This window comes from Chryseobacterium sp. MA9, assembly GCF_024399315.1.
Taxonomy (GTDB): domain Bacteria; phylum Bacteroidota; class Bacteroidia; order Flavobacteriales; family Weeksellaceae; genus Chryseobacterium.
Genome location: NZ_CP075170.1, coordinates 77,086 through 98,356 on the forward strand (window position 1 = coordinate 77,086; position 21,271 = coordinate 98,356).

The 21,271-nt window shown below is 35.9% G+C and carries 16 protein-coding genes; 10 read left to right on the top strand and 6 right to left on the bottom strand.

Going from position 1 to position 21,271, the window contains the following annotated elements; translation table 11 throughout:
- The first annotated feature begins 150 nt into the window (after nt 1-150).
- From secD to KIK00_RS00345, 5 genes are all read left to right on the top strand, one after another.
- On the top strand, nt 151-3,060 hold the full coding sequence (secD, locus tag KIK00_RS00325) for a protein translocase subunit SecD (protein ID WP_255814592.1): 2,910 nt from the start codon (nt 151-153) through the stop codon (nt 3,058-3,060).
- 450 nt (nt 3,061-3,510) lie between these two features.
- A complete protein-coding gene (locus tag KIK00_RS00330) occupies nt 3,511-4,083 on the top strand; it encodes a hypothetical protein (protein ID WP_255814593.1) in 573 nt (190 codons plus the stop codon).
- 83 nt (nt 4,084-4,166) lie between these two features.
- Complete coding sequence (locus tag KIK00_RS00335) at nt 4,167-5,432, top strand: hypothetical protein (RefSeq protein WP_255814594.1); 1,266 nt, start codon at nt 4,167-4,169, stop codon at nt 5,430-5,432.
- 164 nt (nt 5,433-5,596) lie between these two features.
- Nucleotides 5,597-6,856 (top strand): TCR/Tet family MFS transporter, encoded by a 1,260-nt coding sequence (locus tag KIK00_RS00340; protein WP_255814595.1) that lies wholly within the window; start codon nt 5,597-5,599, stop codon nt 6,854-6,856.
- Between the two features lie 94 nt (nt 6,857-6,950).
- Nucleotides 6,951-7,778 carry an arylamine N-acetyltransferase gene (locus tag KIK00_RS00345; protein WP_255814596.1) on the top strand — a complete coding sequence of 276 codons (828 nt, stop codon included), beginning with the start codon at nt 6,951-6,953 and terminating at the stop codon, nt 7,776-7,778.
- A gap of 59 nt (nt 7,779-7,837) precedes the next feature.
- Here the strand turns inward: KIK00_RS00345 and KIK00_RS00350 are convergent, their stop codons facing one another.
- Nucleotides 7,838-8,788, bottom strand: a complete 951-nt coding sequence (locus tag KIK00_RS00350; RefSeq protein WP_255814597.1) for a hypothetical protein — start codon at nt 8,786-8,788, stop codon at nt 7,838-7,840.
- Between the two features lie 334 nt (nt 8,789-9,122).
- Between KIK00_RS00350 and KIK00_RS00355 the strand changes: the two genes are divergently transcribed.
- The 4 genes from KIK00_RS00355 (at nt 9,123) to KIK00_RS00370 (ending at nt 11,387) form a co-directional block, all read left to right on the top strand.
- Nucleotides 9,123-9,464 (top strand): twin-arginine translocase TatA/TatE family subunit, encoded by a 342-nt coding sequence (locus KIK00_RS00355; RefSeq protein WP_047376773.1) that lies wholly within the window; start codon nt 9,123-9,125, stop codon nt 9,462-9,464.
- 2 nt (nt 9,465-9,466) lie between these two features.
- Nucleotides 9,467-10,033 carry a phosphatase PAP2 family protein gene (locus tag KIK00_RS00360; RefSeq protein WP_184552725.1) on the top strand — a complete coding sequence of 189 codons (567 nt, stop codon included), beginning with the start codon at nt 9,467-9,469 and terminating at the stop codon, nt 10,031-10,033.
- Nucleotides 10,030-10,842, top strand: a complete 813-nt coding sequence (locus KIK00_RS00365) for a lipopolysaccharide assembly protein LapB (RefSeq protein WP_255814598.1) — start codon at nt 10,030-10,032, stop codon at nt 10,840-10,842. The genes KIK00_RS00360 and KIK00_RS00365 overlap by 4 nt, the downstream gene beginning before the upstream one ends.
- Nucleotides 10,843-10,934: 92 nt before the next feature.
- The gene (locus KIK00_RS00370) at nt 10,935-11,387 is read left to right on the top strand and encodes a tRNA (cytidine(34)-2'-O)-methyltransferase (protein ID WP_255814599.1); all 453 of its coding nucleotides are present in this window, start codon (nt 10,935-10,937) and stop codon (nt 11,385-11,387) included.
- Nucleotides 11,388-11,481: 94 nt separating this feature from the next.
- Here KIK00_RS00370 and KIK00_RS00375 read toward each other — a convergent pair whose 3' ends face one another.
- Nucleotides 11,482-11,955 carry a 23S rRNA (pseudouridine(1915)-N(3))-methyltransferase RlmH gene (locus tag KIK00_RS00375; protein ID WP_255814600.1) on the bottom strand — a complete coding sequence of 158 codons (474 nt, stop codon included), beginning with the start codon at nt 11,953-11,955 and terminating at the stop codon, nt 11,482-11,484.
- A gap of 334 nt (nt 11,956-12,289) precedes the next feature.
- Here KIK00_RS00375 and KIK00_RS00380 point away from each other — a divergent pair, with 334 nt between their 5' ends.
- Nucleotides 12,290-13,303 (top strand): YihY/virulence factor BrkB family protein, encoded by a 1,014-nt coding sequence (locus tag KIK00_RS00380; RefSeq protein WP_255814601.1) that lies wholly within the window; start codon nt 12,290-12,292, stop codon nt 13,301-13,303.
- Here the strand turns inward: KIK00_RS00380 and nhaA are convergent.
- The 4 genes from nhaA to KIK00_RS00400 all read right to left on the bottom strand — a co-directional run bounded on the left by nhaA (nt 13,300) and on the right by KIK00_RS00400 (nt 21,099).
- A complete protein-coding gene (gene nhaA, locus KIK00_RS00385) occupies nt 13,300-14,478 on the bottom strand; it encodes a Na+/H+ antiporter NhaA (RefSeq protein WP_255814602.1) in 1,179 nt (392 codons plus the stop codon). The genes KIK00_RS00380 and nhaA overlap by 4 nt on opposite strands.
- Before the next feature lie 2 nt (nt 14,479-14,480).
- Nucleotides 14,481-16,691 carry a bifunctional (p)ppGpp synthetase/guanosine-3',5'-bis(diphosphate) 3'-pyrophosphohydrolase gene (locus KIK00_RS00390; RefSeq protein WP_255814603.1) on the bottom strand — a complete coding sequence of 737 codons (2,211 nt, stop codon included), beginning with the start codon at nt 16,689-16,691 and terminating at the stop codon, nt 14,481-14,483.
- A gap of 109 nt (nt 16,692-16,800) precedes the next feature.
- The gene (locus KIK00_RS00395; RefSeq protein ID WP_255814604.1) at nt 16,801-17,166 is read right to left on the bottom strand and encodes a hypothetical protein; all 366 of its coding nucleotides are present in this window, start codon (nt 17,164-17,166) and stop codon (nt 16,801-16,803) included.
- Between the two features lie 489 nt (nt 17,167-17,655).
- Nucleotides 17,656-21,099 carry a hypothetical protein gene (locus KIK00_RS00400; RefSeq protein WP_255814605.1) on the bottom strand — a complete coding sequence of 1,148 codons (3,444 nt, stop codon included), beginning with the start codon at nt 21,097-21,099 and terminating at the stop codon, nt 17,656-17,658.
- Nucleotides 21,100-21,271: the final 172 nt, after the last annotated feature.

Sequence of the window (21,271 nt, forward strand, 5' to 3'; positions counted from 1 at the left end):
TCATTATGATACCATGAAAAAATTGTTAAATCTTAAATAGAACTCAGAATACCAATATATCTGAAAATAAACCATTTCTGTTGTTAAAAATTCATAAAATACAAGAAAATCATTATATTTGCCGACTTAATTTAACGTAGTTATAACAAAATGCAAGGAAAAGGACTTATTACAATTGTCGCTATTGTACTAGGGTTGATTTGCTTAAACGAGCTATTACCAACATGGTACGCCAGCAAAATTGAAAAGCAGGCGACTGCTATTGCAGGAGACAATCCGGAGAAGTATCAGAAAGAAATTGCTAGACTTTCTAAGGATACTTTGAATCTAGGATTCACAAAACTTTATTACACTAAAGCCAAAGACAAAGAAATGAAACTTGGTCTTGACTTGAAAGGAGGGATCAACGTTCTTTTGGAAATCAACCAGAGAGATCTTGTGAATGATTTAACGAATTATTCTACAAATCCTGTTCTTATTGAGGCTTTAAACAAAACTGATGAAGCACAGAAGAATTCTACAAAAGCTTACATCGATAATTTCTTCGAGCAGTTCGATGTAGTTAACAAAGCTAAAGGTACAAACCTTAAGTTGGCAGATCCGGAAATTTTCGGAAATACAACCCTTACTGAGGTGAAGTACAACACTCCTGATGAGCAGGTGAAAAGCATTGTTAAAAGAAAAATTGATGCATCTGTAGGAACAGCTTTTGAGGTAATCAGAACGAGAATTGATAAAATGGGTGCTGTGCAGCCAAACGTTCAGAGAGTACCTGGAACAGCTAGAATTTCTGTAGAAATGCCTGGTATGAAGGACATCGATAAAGTGAAAAAAATGCTTCAGACTTCTGCAAAACTTCAGTTCTGGGAAGTACAGCAGGTTCCTGAGATTGCACCTTATTTCCAGACTTTGACAACTATGGTTGCTGCAAAAGGAGATTCTATGGGAGTGGCAAAGAATGTGAACTTCATGAGCCTTTTACAGCTTGACAAATTAAGAACGAATGGTGTTGCTAATGTAAAATTATCCGATACTGCTGTTGTAAATAAAATTTTAAACAGCAAAGTAGGACAGTCTTTACGTCCGGCTAACATTAAATATACACAGTTCATGTGGGGGTACAAACCTGAAGCTACAGATACTGAAAGCTTAGTTTTGTATGCAATCAGAGGTAATATCAACCAAAAAGCTCCGGTAGACGGTGCAGTAGAAACTGCAAACATCAGCTATGATGAGCTGAGCAGAGTAGTAGTTGATATGCAGATGGACTCCAAAGGAGCAAAAGATTGGAAAACATTAACAGAGAAAAACGTTGGTAAGCCGGTTGCTGTAACGCTTGACGGTAGAGTTTATACTGCACCAAACGTTGTAAATGCAATTCCGAACGGTAGAACACAGATCTCTGGTAACTTCTCTCAGGAAGAAGCTAAAGAATTGGTAGATGTTTTAGGAGCAGGTAAATTACCGGCAGGTGCAAAAGTAGTTCAGGCTACGGTTGTAGGTCCTTCATTAGGACAAGAGTCTATTGATGCTGGTGTTATGTCATTTGGTATCGCATTCTTATTAATTATTGCTTATATCATTTTCTATTACGGTGGAGCCGGTATTTATGCAGTAATTGCAATGATAATCAACTTATTCTACATTTTCGGAATTATGGATTCCGTGGATGCTACACTTACGCTTCCTGGTATCGCAGGTATTGTACTTACAATGGCCATGGCGGTAGATACGAACGTAATTATCTATGAAAGAACTAAAGAAGAACTTTTCGCAGGAAAAAGTATTCTTGAAGCATACAAAGACGGTTTCAAACATGCATTAAATGCAATTGTTGATGGTCACTTAACGACATTATTAACGGCAGGTGTGCTATTCCTTTTTGGAACAGGGCCAATCAAAGGTTTTGCATTGACATTAGGAATCGGTATCTTGATGACATTCTTTACTTCAGTATTGATTTCAAGAGTAATGATCTTCTCAAGACTGAATAAAGGAAAACACCTTTCTGTTTGGACAGGTGCTACCAAAAATCTTTTCAGAAATACTTGGATTGATTTTATTGGAAAAAGAAAATATGCTTACATCATTTCCGGTATTTTAACCATTGTTTGTATCGCATCTATTGCAATCCACGGATTCAAATATGGTATTGACTTTACAGGAGGTAGAAACTATGTGGTAAGATTTGATAAGGCTGTAAATGCTGAAGATGTTGAAGCTAAATTAGTAAAAGTGTTCCAGACTGAGGATGGGAAAAACTCTTCTGTAGAAGCTAAAACTTTCGGTAATGACAAACAGCTGAAGATCTCTACAGATTACCTTATCGAAGACGAATCTTTGAAAGCTGACCAGACTGTTGAGCAGAAATTGTATGACGGATTAAAATCCAGCTTACCTGCAAACATGACATTAAAAGACTTCAAATCTGCAGATAAAGATCATTCAGGAATTATCTCTTCTGAGAAAGTAGGACCTACTGTTGCAGATGATATCAAGACTCATGGTATTCTTGCTGTAGTTGCAGCATTAGCAGGTATTTTCATCTATATCCTGGTAAGATTTAGAAAATGGCAGTTCTCTCTTGGTGCTGTTGCAGCGTTATTCCACGATGCTGTTATCATTTTGGGAGCTTATTCATTACTTCATAAGTTCATGCCATTCAACATGGAGATCAATCAGGATTTCGTTGCTGCAATCCTTACAGTATTAGGTTACTCAATCAATGATACAGTAATTATCTTCGATAGAATTAGAGAATACCTGAGAGAGAAAAAATCTTTAACGTTAGCTGGTCTGTTTGATGACTCTATTTCAAGTACATTGGGTAGAACATTCAACACCTCATTTACTACAATTCTTGTTATCCTTGCGATTTTCATTTTCGGTGGTGATAACCTGAGAGGATTTATGTTTGCTATGTTAATTGGTATTGGATTCGGTACGTATTCATCTATCTTTATTGCGTCTGCAATTGCTTATGACTTCCTTAAAACAGGAAAAGAAGAAGAGGTACATGGAAAAACCACTTCTACAAAAGAAGAACTTGCTTCAAAGTAATACAAACTACAATAAATTAGTAAAGACCGTTTCGAAAGAAACGGTCTTTTTTTATTCTTCCTTATGCCTCTAGGTTTTTTGAAGGATTTATCTTTCTGATGGCAAATAATGCATCTCTCTACAGTTATTCTGGATATTTTCATGGTAAATGGATGACTTTTTATTTAATTTATAATTATTTTATTCTTTTTCTATTTGTAATTATTTATTTGTGTTTCTGTAATCTATTTTTCTTTAATTATTTTGTGAATTTCGTTTTTTATAAATTGATGTAAAGTGGAATTATCTATAATAAGTCAAATTTCAGAGATTAATTTATTTATGTGTAATCACTGGATAATAAAGGATTTTTATGGGTTTGTAATAAAATGGTTGTTTTGTTTAAAAATTATTAAAAAATAAGAGTTTTATGTAATAAATTATTTTATATTTACTGAAAACAAAACAAAAATGAAATTCGAAAAATTATTCGCTGCTGCAGTGTTATGTGCTGTCAGCTTCCTTCACGCGCAGGTAGGGATTAGTACTTCAAATCCTGATAAAAGTTCTGCATTAGATGTTACCGGTACCAATAAAGGCGTATTGATCCCCAGGATTTCCGATCTCTCAACAATAGCTACTCCAGCTAATGGTTTGCTGGTTTATGATCTTAAAAGGCAGGCCTTGACCCAGAATATAGGAACACCTGCCAGCCCAAACTGGATCCCAATTAGTGGGAATATTGTTAAATTCTTTTATATGCCTTCCATCAGTATTGATACTTCTACGTTAGGAACAGGAAGAACGAAAGACTTATTTCAGCTTTATAAAGCTCAGTTTTCTGCCCCAAAAGTTTCTAGTACGGGAGCTCCGGGTGTGATCCCTTTCTTTGCGAATGCATCGGATCTGTATTATTATGTGACTGATTTTGACAGTACGGTTTTAAGCAATGTAAGCATTGATGCCAATGGAATACTTCACTATGATGTAATAGGATCGGCTACTGCCTGCTCTTTCGTGAATATTGTATTTGTAATCAAATAATTTTAAGAGGCACACAGCCATTATGATCATCCTTGTTCAGGGATGAGTATCCCGTGTATAATTAACTTTAAAAATTATTGATTATGAAAAAAAATTCAATATTACAATATGTGCTTATAGCATTATGTCTTTTTATATCAGGTAAAATGACATCTCAAGAAATGGTAACACTTCCCAACGGGGGATGCGGAAGGCTATTGGACACGAATACATCAAGTTCAAGTGATGGTGGTTTCCTTTGTTTCAGATTGGGAAAAGAAGCGGTTAATCCTAACAATATGACTGATACAGATGTCAATTCATTCGCCTCTTTAAAACCAGGTACAGGTGCAGGCCTCTTCTGTAGTATGTATGTAGGCGTAGGAACCAATGGAGCCGATTTTCAGGCGAATAAACCTGTATATATTGACTTTGCTTCGGATGGTTTCAATTTTAACCCTAGTTTTAATGGGGGGAACTTTGTTTTTTACAATAATGGACAGGAAGTCTACCGTACAGGTATCAACGGACATTTCTTTTTTGATTTTGGCGATAACCAGGAGCGCCGGATCATTAAGGTGATTCCCACAGCAGCATGGGATGAAGTACAGCTGGCTTTTGGAGAAGCTATAGGAATAGGTTTCTCATTCAGTCAGATGAGAGTGTATAACATTCTTTCAGAGTATTATCTGGCTCCTATGACTTATCTGTCTCAGCCTTCAGATAAAACGGTAGCAGCAGGTGGTTCTACAACAATGACTGCAGTGATCAATAATACTCCTACAGATGAAACTCCGGATAATATTACTTACCAATGGCAGGTTCTTAACGGAAGTACGTGGATCAATCTGACCAATGGTACCAACTACAGCAATGTGACTTCATCCACTCTTACTATTAGCAATGTTCCTGTAGGATTTAATAATAATCAATACCGTGTAGTTGCCAACTCCAGCTTCCATACATGTTCCTTCCAGGCAATTTCTACTGTGGGAAGACTTTTTGTGAACTCTGTAAATGACCCTGGAACTATTGCTGCAGACCAAACGGTGTGTATGGATATCAGCAATGATCCCGTTGCATTTAATCAGATTACAGCTGCGCAGGTAAGCGGCTTTGCGGAATACCAATGGCAAAGTTCAACTGATAATGTAACTTTTATAAATATTACCAATGCTACATCTACTACGTATGATGCACCGCCAGTTACACAGACAACCTATTACCGAAGAGGAGTGAGATCTGTACTGAATGGGAATACGACGGCCTACCAGTACAGTAATATGGTTAAAGTGACTTTAAAACAAAGCTGCCTGATCAAATGTATTATTACCAACAGAGTACTGTATACTAAGCTGAAGAGCAATTAGCAAATGATTTCAAATTAATGATAAAAGCCTGTTTCAACAATAAGTCTGAAGCAGGCTTTTTCGATGTATGCTGTGTATTTTATTTTACTATTTCATATTATGCTTATTTAATATGCTAAAATTTAGAATCATTATTTTCCAGATTTGATTAATTTTGCACCATCATGGAAAATTCAAAGAAAAAAGCGGCTATAGGCTTCATATTTATTACTTTACTGATAGATATTACGGGATGGGGAATCATCATTCCCGTTGTTCCCAAATTAATTGAGGAACTTATTCACGCAGATATTAGTGAAGCCGCAAAATATGGTGGCTGGCTCGGATTTGCCTATGCATTTACACAATTTATATTTTCTCCGCTTGTTGGAAATCTGAGTGATAAATATGGACGCAGACCTGTGATCCTGATCTCTCTTTTCGGATTTGCCGTGGATTATATTTTTCTTGCACTGGCTCCCACAATCTGGTGGCTGTTTCTGGGAAGAGTTATTGCCGGGATAACGGGTGCAAGTGTCACCACTGCCAGTGCCTATATTGCAGATATTTCCACTGATGAAGACAGAGCCAAGAATTTTGGACTGATAGGAGCTGCTTTTGGGCTCGGATTTATTATAGGTCCGGTCCTGGGCGGGGTACTTGGTCATTATGGTGCCAGAGTTCCTTTCTATGCGGCTGCGGGCTTATGTTTGCTTAATTTCCTGTATGGGTATTTCATTCTTCCTGAAAGTTTGGATAAAGATAAAAGAAGAGAGTTTGACTGGAAACGTGCAAACCCTATAAGTTCATTTAAATTTTTAGGTAAGCACCCTGAAATTTCCGGACTTATTCTTTCCTTAATATTGATCTATATTGCAGGTCATGCTGTACAGAGTAACTGGAGCTTCTTTACAATGTATAAGTTCAACTGGACAGAAAGGATGGTGGGGATTTCATTAGGAGTAGTAGGCTTACTGGTCGGTTTGGTACAGGGTGGGCTTATCAGATGGACTACTCCAAGGCTTGGTGAGCAGAAAAGTATTTATTACGGATTGGCTTTCTATGCAGTAGGAATGTTGCTGTTTGCTTTTGCCTCTGAAGGATGGATGATGTTCGTATTCTTGGTTCCCTATTGTTTAGGAGGAATCTGTGGCCCGGCTTTACAGTCTGTTATCACGAAAAGTGTTCCTTCCAATGAGCAGGGTGAACTTCAGGGAGCATTGACGAGTTTAATGAGTGCAACGTCTATTATCGGACCTCCAATGATGACGAATTTATTTTACTTTTTCACGCATGATGAAGCGCCATTTAAGTTTTCCGGTGCACCTTTCTTTTTAGCGTTTATTTTAATGGCTGTCAGTGTAGTGATTACTTATTCTGCTTTTCAGAAGAAAAATAAAAATTTAGTTGATGTAACTTCAGAAAAAGATTTTCGGAAACAATAGATTTGTTCTATTCTGAACATATATACCGCTCCGGGTTCAATCTATTCAATAATTTTACAGAAGTAGTCTTTCTACTTTTTAAAACAAATAAATTATGAATGCATTTAGCCTGGAAAAGTATTTCGAACGAATTCATTTCTCCGGAACTCCGGAAATGAGTATGGAGGTATTGAAAACAATACATCAGCTTCATCCTAAACACATTCCTTTTGAAAATATTGACTCCTATACAGGAACAGTGCCTTCTCTGGATCTGGATGATATTTTTAAAAAACTGGTTACAGAATCGAGAGGAGGATATTGCTATGAACAAAATTTACTTTTAAGGGAAGTACTTTCCAGTTTGGGATTCCATGTTGAATTACAATTGGGAAGGGTAGTATGGAGAAGAGAAGAAAACAGCAGTGCTGCCAAAAGCCATTTGATGCTGATTGCTGATATAGAAGGGCAAAAATATCTTGTAGATTGCGGTTTTGGGACGACTACACTTACTACACCTTTATTGTTGAATAACGAAGAACCACAACAGACACCAAACGGACTCTTTAAGATTTCACAAAAAGAAGGAATGTATTTCCTTTGGATATGGAATGAAAAGTGGCTGCCCATTTATCGTTTTACATTAGAACTGGTAGAACATGTAGATCTTGAAATTTCAAACTGGTACTTGTCTACACATCCTGAATCCAATTTTAAGAAAAACCTTGTACTTTCTAAGGTAGATGAAGAAGCCCGTTATACTTTCAGTCAAAATACACTGAATATAAGATATGAAAATGGTGGAAAAGAATCGGTTTTGATTAATAATAATGAAGAATTGTTTGACATGCTGAAAAATACTTTCGGACTGAAAGAAAATGCAGTAGAAGTATTGAAATCAAAAAATCAAAAATTGATACCTTCAAATATAGCCTTGATATAAAATACAAACGGGAAGCTCAGCAAGCTCCCCGTTTTTTTGAAATCTGATTTTTATGAAAATTATGGATAAAGGGATTTTGTCCCGTTACTTACAATATTACTGCCCAATCCTGAAAATGACACTGAGAAATTACTGCTATTAAAGCTTAAAGAACCTGTAGGTGTACAAAGTCCCAGCGCATAACGGCATTGTCCATAAGCTCCTGTTCTCTTTGTAATCTTGCTCTCACTTTTCGCTTTCCCTAAACTGATATATCCCCAGTCACTTACATCTGCATTGGAAACTGTAGAACCGGAATAATAAATCGTAATCTGATATCCGGCTTCACCTCTCTTGGAACCCCATAGCCAGCTGGCTGTCCACCATTGTTTATACCAGGTAGAAGCCACTTTTGCTGCCTGATTGTTGTTGGAAGCTTCCGTATTTCCACGTGGATCCATCATGATAAGACCTCCGAAAATATTGTCCCAGATAATCCCTGAATCTTTGTAAAAACACAATGTAGTAAATTTTCCATTTTTGCTGTTCCATGTTATTTCCATAACGTTGGTACCTGATTTCACTTCCTCAGTGACAGCCTCTCTCAATCCCTGCTGGGCAGTTGTCAGATCATCTCCGCTATATAAATCTCCAATTTTTCCAATCTTTACTGAAGACGGATCCATGATGTTTCCTGTTGCAATAAACTGGTCTTTGTCAGTGATCATACTTTTGGAGAGGTCAATGCCTTTCTGGGTTGAGATTTTTCCCAATACCTTCACTTCAGCAATCTGCAGATCGTTGTTCAGATAAGTTTCAAGGTTTTTTCCGGATTCATTCAGTTGAAGCTGTACTGCTTCAGGAACAATTTGAGAAGAAAGAGGGGTGATCTCTTTTTTCAGGTCAGCGGCGGTTATTTTTGCCTGAACTGTTTCCTGCTGGTTCAATTCGTTGTTTTCATTCTGGCAGCTGTTGAATGCCAATACCGATAATACGGCGAAAACTTTAAAAGTAGTCACTAGTTTTTTCATAATATATATTTATTTGGTTGTGCATTATAAATATACTGAATTGTTATGTAATTCTCATTGTTTTGAATTAATTATTTGTTAATTTAAAGGTAGCAGGGATTAGGGATTAGGGGGAGTGTTTCCCATAATGATCAATATTCAATTTCTTAACTTCTAACCCTAATTTTTAAACCCTAACCCTTGAACCAAGAATCGAGGTAGCAACAAAAAACAACCAGCAACCCTAAACCTTAAACTTTGAGCTCAAAACCCTGAACTTTTACAAAATCTTAAAATTTGTTTAAATTTTTAGTTTGCCATCCATAAATGCAATAATCTTTCGTAATTTTACACCATGGAATTAAGCATTGGAGAAATGGCACTCATTGCCATTGCAATCGTTGTATTATTCGGACCGGATAAACTGCCTCAGATTGCGCGTGACTTAGGTGCAGGCGTTAGAAAAATGCGTGGAGCAGTAGAAGATATCAAAACTGAAATCATGAAGGAGACAGATAATCCTGTTTCTGAAATAAAGCGTGAGATTGAAAAGGTAAAAGATGCTGCGAAAGATTTCAACCCGATGAAGGATATCGAAAAAGATATTCTGACGGAACCAGGTACTCTTGCTTCTAATGAACCTCCAAAGCCGAAGCCTGCTGATGATGAGACTTATGAAGGACCTGTAAGCAGATAATCATGGAGGAGATTATTCAGGAAGATAAAAAGGTATTTCTTTACCTTAATAATTTGGGCGATTCATCTTTCGACCAGTTTTGGATGCTGATTTCAAGTACCTGGATCTGGGTACCTCTTTATATTATTTTTCTTTATTTTTTATACAAAAATTATCAACTAAGAACTTTAGTTTTTATTCTTATATTTATTGGGCTTGGGGCTGTAGTTTCTGATCAGCTTGCCAATATTTTCAAATATGGGGTAGCGAGGTTGAGACCGTGCCATGACCCTACTTTGGAGCATCATATGAGAATTGTGAAATGTGGCGGACAGTTTGGGTTTTATTCTGCTCATGCTTCCAATACCTTCTTTTTGGCAACTTATTTAGGTATTTTACTGAAAAAGAAGATTAAATGGTTTCCTTATGCTATATTTGCATGGGCTCTGGTTGTTTCTTACAGCCGAATCTATTTAGGAGTGCATTTCCCAATTGATATTTTGGTGGGGGCGTTTGTTGGATCTTTATTGGGAGTGATATTTGGTGCACTCGCCAAAAAAGTGATCAATAAACAAACTATAACTTCATGAAAAAAACTTTATTATTAGTAACATCCCTTTGTTTCTCTCTTAATTTTTATGCTCAGGATAAAAAACTGGCGGAAGACTGTTTTAATAAAGCTGATTATAAGTGTGCCGAAGAGCAATACTTAAAACTGGCAGAAAAAGAACAGATTCAAAAATTTCAGTCGGAATATTATGATTATCTCGGAACAGCTCAGAGAAGGCTGGGGAAGACTACTCAGGCTTTTAAATCCTATGATTCTGCCTTAAAAGCAAATCCTATGTCTATTTCCGTTTATGTGAACCTGTCATCGCTTTACAGCCAGAAAGGGAATAAGGTAAAGGCACTGGAATATGTAGAAAAAGGATTGAAAGTGAATCCTGAAACGCCGGATTTATACCTTACCCGTTCCAAAATCTATGACAGCCAGGGAAAAAAGGACCTTGCCATCAAAGATCTTAATCAGATTCTGATTTTTGCACCAGATAATATTTTTGCAAAAACAGGACTTGCCAATCTGAAAAAAAATAACGGAGATCTGGACGGCGCTTTAAAAGATTACAACATACTTCTTGCTGAAAAACCGGAATCATTGCTTTACAACGGACGTGCTGATGTATATTTTAAAATGAAAAAATATAAAGAAGCACTTACCGATGCCAATAAAGCCATTTCTATAGATCCGAAATTTGCACAATCTTATGTGAGCAAAGCCATGATTCTGCTGGATACTTCCAAACTTAAGGAAGCCTGCGCAAACCTGGATAAAGCGGTTGCTTTGGGCTACGAAAAAGCGGTGCTGACAGATTCCTATGCTAAATGTGGCAAGAAATAAATTAAAATTTACAACCTGATTATTTAAATAAATCCAAACGAAAATACTAAAACCTGGTTTAACCGTTTAAAAAAGCGAATAAAGAGATAGAGATGTTGAATATTGTTCTTGTAGAACCCGAAATACCGAATAATACTGGGAATATCGGAAGATTATGTGTAGGAACCGAAAGCAGATTACACCTGGTCCACCCATTTGGATTTGTAATTAATGATAAAAACCTGAAGCGTTCCGGACTGGATTACTGGATACATCTCGATGTTTCTGAATATGCAGATGTTGAAGAATGGATTAAACAGATTCCTGATAAGTCCCGTGTTTTTTTAATGAGTTCACATGCTGAAAAATCATATCTGGAAACCGATTTTCAGGATGGGGATTGGTTGGTTTTCGGAAAAGAGAGTGTAGGCCTGAGCAAAGAGGTTCTGGATCGTTTTGAAAATCATCTTACAATTCCTATGTCTAAACTGATCAGGAGCTTTAATATTGCCAATTCCGTTGCTTTTGTAGTGGGTGAAGCAAAAAGACAGATCAATCTGAAATAGTAAATTTCAATAAAAGGCAGTAAAACCTAAAGAAATAAAAATACGCTGTCTCAAAAGTCAAACTATTTGATTTTTGAGACAGTTTTCTTTTGTATTAATCGTTATGATAAGGTTTACCCTGTAAAATCTGATCAGCACGGTAAAGCTGTTCTACAATAAACAGACGGATCATCTGGTGGGTAAAGGTCATTTTGGATAAAGACATTTTTTCATTCGCTCTGCTGTAAATCTCTTCAGAAAAGCCATAAGCGCCCCCAATCAGAATATGTACTTTTTTCACAGAAGCATTCATCCAGGTATCAATTTTCTGCGAAAATTCACGGCTGGTAAACTGCTTTCCTTTTTCATCAAGAATCACTACCAGGTCGTTTTTGTCGATATGATTTAAAAACAATTTAGCTTCTTCCTTTTTGAGAAGATCAGGGGAAAGGTTTTTAGCATTTTTCACATCCGGGATTTCAGTAATTTCAAAATTCCAGTGTTTAGGCAAACGGTTGAGATAGTAATTAATTAAAGACGTAATTTCTTTATCGTCTGTTTTACCGATACAAAGTAAACTGATTCGCATTGTAAGAAGTTTCAGAGAGCAAAGATAGGGCTTCGGGGAGCAAAGTTCAAAGTTTTGGGTTGAATGTTGCAGGATGTTTAAAGTTCAAGGTTTAAGGTTACTGGTGGTTTTTTTGTTGCTAGTTGTTAGTTTCTTTTTGTTCCTGGTTCTATTTTGGCTGTTATTACCTTGATTATTGGCTCCTTGCTCTTGACTCAATGAACCTTCATTTCTATTTCACAGAATATTTTCCCTAATTACTAATCCCTGCCACCTTCTATCTGCCACATATAACTTTTCATCTTTTCCTTATTTAATTTAATTCCCCTACATTTGTATAAAGACAAACAGATCGATGAGTGTAAAGGTTCCCAGATTTATTTTGAAGATTCAAGAGTTTTTTGACAGCATCCATATTCCTGTTTTGGGAATATCGCTTTGGCAGATGTTTCAGATCTATATCTCCGGGATTTTCAAAGGTAAAATTGGTAGAAAAGCAGCTGCAATTTCCTGGAGCTTTACCATAAGCCTTTTTCCGTTTATTCTGTTCTTGCTTTCCGTTTTGCCTTATATGCCGCATTATGATAAACTGCAGTTCTATATTTTTGATGTGCTAATGCATAATGTTTTCCCTTCAAATATGGAAGGAGATGTAAGAGGGTATATAGAAAATAATATTATTCCAAATATGAGAGGGATCAGTAATCTGACCATTGTTCTGGCACTTATTTTTGCCACGAACGGTACATTTTCCCTGATCAATGGTTTTAATGAAAATACAGATGAAAAACTGAGTGATGTAAAGGAATTTATTCTTTCATTCTTTATTACAATAGGCTTTATCACTATTGTTTTTTTAGCACTTTTCGGCGTGTATTATGTGGAAGTTGTGATGAAGCTTTTTACACCAGCTTATGATATTACCTGGCTTGTAGATAACCTCTCCAGTATTATAGGATTCGTTTCTTTTCCTCTTTTTTACTTTATTCTTCTGACTTTATTTTACTGGCTGGGAACCGTGAAGATTACACGATTCCGACAAGCAGTTCCCGGTGCTATTTTAACCACGATACTCTTCGTTGTTACTACTTATATTTTTGCTATTTATGTAAAGGATATTGCTCGTTATAATGTTCTTTATGGATCCATCGGAAGTATGATTCTGCTGATGGTTTGGGTGAATGTAAATGTATATCTGCTTTTATTCGGTAATGAACTGAATATGGCCATCAGAAAGCTCAGAATTGAAAAACTGCTGTCTGATGAGATCCAGAGAGAAACCATACACTATCACACCCAGATTACAGAACCTGACTTCGAGGGTGATGAAGAGCATAAAAGAAAACTGGAAACCCCAAAGAAAGACTAATTCTCTTCCAGTTCAGGGTTTTCTTTTGAACTTATACTTAATATGGTAAATCCTGCAATAGCAGCTATAAAGGAGGCAATCAAAATAGCAAATTTCGCTTCATCCTGAATAGGAATTTCTCCTTTAAAGGAAAGCAATGCGATAAAAATGGACATAGTAAATCCAATTCCGGCCAATAGACCTACGCCAATCATTTGAAGCCAGTTGCTGTTTTGAGGCAGAGAACTAAGTTTTAATTTAATAGCAATCAGTGAAAACAGATTGATACCGATTAGTTTACCCAATACCAAACCACAAATAATTCCCAACCCTAATGTACTGGTAACACCGGCAACCATTTCACTGGAAAAAGTGATATTGGTATTCGTCAAAGCAAATACAGGCATGATCAGAAAGCTTACCGGAATGTGAAGCTTATGCTCCAGTTTTTCCAATGGTGATATTTCTACATTGGAAGCGTTGGTAGGTATTGAAAATGCAAGTAACACACCTGCTATGGTAGCGTGAATTCCGGAGTGATGAAGGAAATACCATAAAAACAGTCCGGGAATAATATAAAATATAGTTTTGGTTACTTTTAAAAAATTTAAAATAAAAAGCAGGGCAGTTACTCCAAAAGACAATAGGAGATAGCTCCAGTGAATTTGCTCAGTATAGAAAATTGCAATCACAAGAATAGCTCCAAGATCATCTACAATAGCCAATGCTGCTAAAAATATCTTGATAGAATTGGGAATCTTTTTTCCCAGCATCGAAATAATTGCCAGTGAAAAAGCAATATCCGTAGCCATGGGAATTCCCCAGCCATTGCCATATTCTGTTCCGGTATTGAAAATACTGTAAATCACTGCCGGAACAAGCATTCCGCCTACAGCAGCAAAAATGGGAAGCGAAGCATTTTTAAAGGATGAAAGTTCACCTTCTACAAGCTCCCGTTTTATTTCAAGGCCTACGAGAAGGAAGAATACTGCCATCAATCCGTCATTAATCCAGATGCTCACAGGATATTCCAGTCCAAAAAGATGGGTACCCACTTCTTTGTCCAAAAAATGCTGGAAGTTTTCTGCAGCTGATGAATTGGCAATAAGCAATGAAACCAATACACAGAAAATAAGAATAATTCCTGAAGACTGGCTATTGTTGAAAAATTTTTTAAAATATAGAGATAAATTCATGTTTATGATTGTAGTCGTCTCACTCTTGAAACACCATTAATATTTTTAAGTTTTTTGAAGGTCTCTTCCAGCTGGCCTTTATTTTTAACTTCGAGAATGATATTCCCTGTGAAAACCCCATTATTGGATTCAATAGAGAGACTTTTCATGTCCATACCCATACTTCCGCTGATGACAGTAGTGATATCATTGATCATACCCATTCTGTCAAGTCCTTCAATTTCAATTTTCACTCTGTTCTTAAAGCTTTCTGCATTGACCCATTTGGCAGGAATTACACGGTAGTCATACTGCGCTCTCAGGTTGATGGCATTTGGGCAGGTATCACTGTGAACTTTAATTCCGTCCGAAATGGTGATGAATCCGAAAATTTTGTCCCCTGGAATTACCGTACAGCATTTTGCATAACTGTAGTTTAGTTTTTCCTCATCTTTCCCAAAGATAATCATGTCAAGGTTTTCCTCTTTGGGTTCCTCGAAATGTTGATTTTTTGGCGGAGATTTTCTAAATCTGGACAGTAAATTGTTAAATACGTTTTTGCTTTCAATATATTTTCTCAAACTGCTGACATCGAGTTCGTTGCTTTGGAATTTAAGAAAAAGCTCTTGAGAAGATTTTAAATTAAAGAACTTTTGAAGTTTATTAATTTCTTCATCATTGAAATTGATTTTTGCATGACGCAGCTTTCTTTGCAGGATTTCTTTTCCTTCCTCTACCAGTTGGTTTTTCTGAGAGTTCAGATAACTTTTGATCTTTGATTTGGCCTTAGAAGTCACTACGAATTCCAGCCAGTCAGATTTTGGTTTCTGATTCTGCGAAGAAAGAATATCCACCTGATCCCCGTTTTGAAGGATATAGGAAATAGGAACCAGTTTTCCATTGATTTTAGCTCCCAAACATTTCATTCCTAAGTCGGAATGGACTGAGAATGCAAAATCCAGAGCAGTAGCATTGGTTGGGAGAATCTTAATTTCTCCTTTCGGGGTAAATACAAATACCTCTTTGGAGTATAAATTTAGCTTAATATTATCCAAAAGCTCCGAAGTAGAAAGGTTCTGCTGCTGTTCCAGAACTTCGCGGATTTCGGTTACCCATTTTTCAAAGTTTCTGTCATCAGAACTCTGTTTGTAGCCTTCTTTGTATTTGTAGTGAGCGGCAACACCTTTTTCAGCGATTTCATCCATACGCTCAGAACGGATCTGAACTTCAATCCATTTTCTGTCCGGACCTAAAACCGTTAAGTGTAAACTTTCGTATCCTGTAGAACGGGGCTGTGTAATCCAGTCACGCATTCTTGACGGATTACTGTGGTATACATCCGTAACAATAGAGTAGATCTTCCATGCAAGAAATTTTTCATTTTTTGCATCTGATTTATAGATAATCCTGATAGCATAATTATCAAAAACCTCTTCAAAGGAAACTCCCTGCTTCAGCATTTTTCTGTAAATAGAGGAAATAGCTTTTGCCCGGCCTTTGATTTTAAAGTTTAAGCCTTCTTCACGAAGTCTTTCTGATACTTCTTTCTTAAACTCTTCAATATATCTTTCACGGCTTTCCTTGGCGAGTTCCAATTTCTCGGTGATCTCGTTGTATACTTCGGGACTGTTATATTTTAAAGAAAGATCTTCCAGCTCAGATTTGATGTTGTACAATCCAAGACGGTGGGCCATCGGAGCGTAGATATAAACCGTTTCTGATGCGATTTTTTTCTGCTTGTCCGGAGCCATACTTTCCAGGGTCCTCATATTATGAAGACGGTCTGCAATTTTAATCAGAATAACTCTGAAATCCTCAGATAAAGTCAATAACAGTTTCCTGTAATTTTCAGATTGCACAGAGATATTCTGGTGGTTCATGATGGAGATCTTAGTCAGCCCATTCACGATACTGGCGATCTTTTCTCCAAAGATTTTTTTCAGATCTTCGTAAGTATAATCGGAATCTTCAATTACGTCATGCAAAAGGGCACAGGCAATAGAAGTAGCCCCCAAGCCAATCTCTGTTGCTACAATTTTAGCAACAGCAATAGGGTGGTAGATGTAAGGTTCTCCGGATTTTCTCCTTTGATCCTTGTGGGCATCCAATGCAATATCGAATGCCTTTCGGATGAGCTTGTTGTTTTCCTCATCCAATGTTCTGTATGTATTAGAAATCAGGTCCTTATATCTTGCAAGGATCTCCTTATTCTCTTGTTCTAAATCGTAACTCATTTGTGCACGTGCCTATAATAAGACGAAAATACGAAATTTTTTAGTTTTTTCAAAGATAAAAGATCCGCAGAATACACTGCGGATCTCCGGCTATTAGATTTTATATCGATTAGAATTTAACTTCAGAATTCATACCGTCACTTGATGTTTTGATTTTAATATCAGGGCTGTTCTGAATTTCAGCTCTGTTTCTTGCATCAATATACTTTTTAATGGTATCATAATTCGTTTCATTGATATTCATGTTTTCAAATAGGTATGATTTCAATGCTGCATTCTGAATAAATGCGCTCCGTGCAAGGTCAATCTGATTGATATCATTTACGGTAACACTTGCCAGATATTGGGAATTATTAGAACCACTGTTAAGATACACAATGTAATCTGAGTTTTCAAATCCTGAATTTTCCAGATCACTTTCCAGTTTTTTGTAGTCGCTGTGATAATCAAATAGTCCAGCTAATATATGTGACATAGTTAATTGGTTTTAAAGTTATGACTAAAGTTAGTAATAATTTTCTGATTATCATTGCGTTTAAGGTAATATAATTTGTTAATTAATATTCTATTTTTAATAGACTGGGACAATATTTGAGAATAATCATTGAACGGGTGTTTAATTTTAACAATTGGATAATATTGGGTTTAGCGAAATCTTTGATACTATAACGCATAGCTTTATGAGCTAGCGGCATTTGGATAACAGCTTAAATAAAATAAAATTACTGCCAACACAGTAGTTTTTTCTGTTTCCTCTATGGATACGAGCGAAACGCTTACGTCAGCCGGGAGGAGATTGAATATTAATTCATATGCATTCCAATACCGGGGAAGTATTCTGAAAATGTAACACTCTACTTATTGTCAAAATCTCCATTAATAATTATATTATCAATTCCTTTTCTTAAATTAAATTTCATTTTCCCCTTTTTATCTTTTGCTGTATTTTTCCTCCTGCTAATGTTTAGTTTTTATAATTGTATTTCGTCTCCTTCAACAATTTACCGTCCATGTTGATCACTTTTTCAAGTCGGCCTGCGGAATCATAAATATAATTTTCTCTGATTCCTGATGGAGGAGTAATGGTGGTTACCCCAATTAAAGCATCGTGTGTGTAAGTTGTAATTTGAGGTATTCTTCTCGGTAGGGCTTCAACTGCTTTTCTGAAAGTAATCAAATCATTAATTAAGACAGATTCATTAGCCGGATTGGCTGCGTCAGCATTGGAAGAATTTACCACTGCTGTAATGATAGCATCCGGAATTTCACTTAAAGTAATCCCTACAATTTTAGCAATAGGAAGGGTTTTATTATACCCCCAGATAATAACTGTTGAAACTCCGTCTCTTGCGGTATATTGCAGTATGTTTCCCATTTCATCATATTTATCATACGAAACCTCTTTCGAAATTGTATTTGATAAATCAGTAGAATTAATCTGGTAAGGTAATGCCAGCCCTGAAGTTTTTGTATCTGCATCGGCCTGGCTTATCGGATATAGAGACTCCACTTTAGAAATTGTTTCCCCATTTTTTTTGATTTCTGTTTCTAAAGGAATCCCAATCATATTTTTACTAATCATCAACTGGTTACCTTTTTCTGAAGCGTATTGATAGGCTGTTTCTGTTATTGTATTATCAGAATAGGTTATCTTATTGCGGGTAAGATAATCTAAAGTATTATAAGTATTATCCTGAATTTGTTTTACAGAATGCTGATTTGGATAGTACTGAATTTGCTCTTCTTGAATCATATTAGTAGTTCCTACCAGTTCAGAATAGCTAATCTGTTGTAAAAACGAACTTACATCAGTTCCAAATACAGAAGCCGCGCCTCCACCTCCATTTGCTGCTATAACATAAGATAAATAAGTAGGATATTTACCTCCGTACAAATAATATCCTGCCGACCCTTTCTGCTTGGCTTCAAATCCCACGCCGGTAGAAATCATAAACGAATTAAAATTATACTGAAATTTTGATTCGGATAGAAGTGTATTATTTTGATTATATACTTTTTTGTTGAGCAGATTTCCTCTCATAAAATCATAATTCGGTACAGGAATAAAAGGTGGTTGGCCGGAAGGAGAATATAGGTTTGGTTTATCTATAGGAGACGTATATTGATATACCGTTTTTCCTTTACCACTTTCATAAACTGATACATATTGATATCCTATATCACTGCCTTTTGTTTTTTGTGCAGCAAGATAATCTCTGCTGGATGTTCTGGTAAGTTCTGCTGAAAAATCCTCTGTAGTTATTCCTTGTCCAAAAGCGTATTCCAGAATGGTGCGATAAGATTCATCATAAGAAGTTATAGGTAAGGGAAAAACCAGGGCACCAGTGCTCTTTTTAGAATCATTCAGATCCTGATAATTAAAATTCATAATTCTATCCGGAGTACTCTCATTGTCAGTGGAAAAGTATCTGATATTTCCAATGCGGATTCCCCTATTATCAAATAAAAATTTGTAATTATTTGAGTTTCTTACACTATAGGTTGAGTGGAAATTAGACAAGAAATCCGGATAATTATTATTATCTAACTTTACCAGTTTAAAATAATATTCCCCAGCAGATAACTGCCTCTCAACTGAAGCGGGTGCCTGAAGGTTTTGATCAAAAGCACTTCCAAAATCAGCTCCAGGGATGTAAATGTAATTATTCCCTTCCTTTCTGTATATTTTTATCAGCCAGCTGTATGGATCTATTTGTGAAGAATTAATATTAATACTTACATTGGTCTGGTTAATAAAACTAAAAGCAAATTTATACCCCTGATTAAAGTTATTAAAAGATACATCTGTATTATAAGTATCCCAATTTAAGGGATTACCATCAAAATTTGTAATTTCTTCTGCTCCTGTTGCCTGGTCCGAAGTTGTCTGCGGTTTATAACTGTAGGTATTAGATTCAAATACAAATTCTACTTTTCCTTTTGTTGGATATATAATTGACTGTAAAACTTCAGCTGAAGGACATTTTGTAAAAGCAAGATTTCCCGCACAGGAAAAAAAGCGATCATTACCTGCTACCAACTCAGGATAAGAAGGAAGTATTATTCCACTGTCTCCATAATATCCAAAAGTATATTTCTGATTTAGTATATAGTTATTATCTTTTTTATTTTTCTTCTCAACAGAACTTAGAAATAATCTTTTGGAAATTCCCTTATTTTTATAATTGTAATTAAAGTCATAGCTTTCATCGTATTGTCCATCTTTACTTTTTATAATGACTCTCTTAAGGCTAGGTTGATTGGACCCTACTTCAAAATTACTATCTTGTCTACCATACTCGTACTCAAAATTTATCTTTCCTCTGTCAACCACTTCTATCTCTTGCAGTGATCGTGATTCTGTTCTAGTAGTTGTCATATGATTTTCACTTTTTCTTGGAAGTGAAGATTCATTAGCTATTATACCCGAAGCCTGCTGGTCTATAGTAGACACATATCGGTTACTGTACCAAACTCTGTCTGCTGTTACTATTGTTGTAGGAGCCGCGTAGCTTAATCTTACAACATCCTGTTCATTTTTTTTGATTTTACTTAGATGATAGGCACTGTTATAGTTGTTTACCAATGTAGATCCGTCAGTATATAACTGTCCAAATAAACCCTCCGAGCTGGATAGTTTATTCATTGTAGACTTTTCCGTCACATCAAAAATAAAGACATTTCCCTGATCATCAGTAATCTCAAAGGACAAAGGCTCAAATGCAGACCTAGTATCAACAGTTATACTATGATTAACCTTTATTTTAAGATTATTTTTATCCAACTTCACAGCCTGTAAGATATTTCCAACTTTCTTCACAATAAATCTACCGGTATAGTTCATGAAATTATACTGATACAAGTCATATTGTGAATCATATTTATTGCCAAAATAAGTATCAAATGCATATTGATTGATATCGATAAACTGTGAAGCTAAATTAGGGTCATCAATAATCATATGAAAATAATTTTTCCTACTTGCAATACTGCTTGTAAGCTCATCATAATATATTCCAATTTTTACTTTATTGGCTGAAAGTGAAACAGTCATCTCATCAGGACTTCCTACTATAGTTCTCGAAATAGATCCTCCAGCCAATAAACTCCAGCCTAATCCCACTTCACCTGCTTTTGAATCTGATTTAGCATTATAGATATGATATTTTAATGCTATATTTATTGGGATGTTGGGGATTGATGTAGGTATACTTCCTAGAGGAAAAGATATATCAGGAACCCCTGTATAGTTATTCACTGGAACTTCTTCAAATTTCATCAAGTTTGCTACAGAAGGAGCTGCAGGTATTACATCAGGTAAGTATTGTTTCATGTTTTCAGAACTTAATTTCTGACTGTAAGCAAGGCTTGAACTTAGTAAATATATTGTGAATATCTTTTTTTTCATTTTAATTTATTTTTTTTTTACAATCTTACATTTGCTTTTTATTCCCATTATTTTAATTCTGTAAGTTTTAGATTTGGATATCCTGTAAAAACATAAGCTTTTTACAGATTTTGTATTGCACTGTAAAGCCATGGCTTTTATCTAAAGATTACAACTTATTACTTCAAATAGA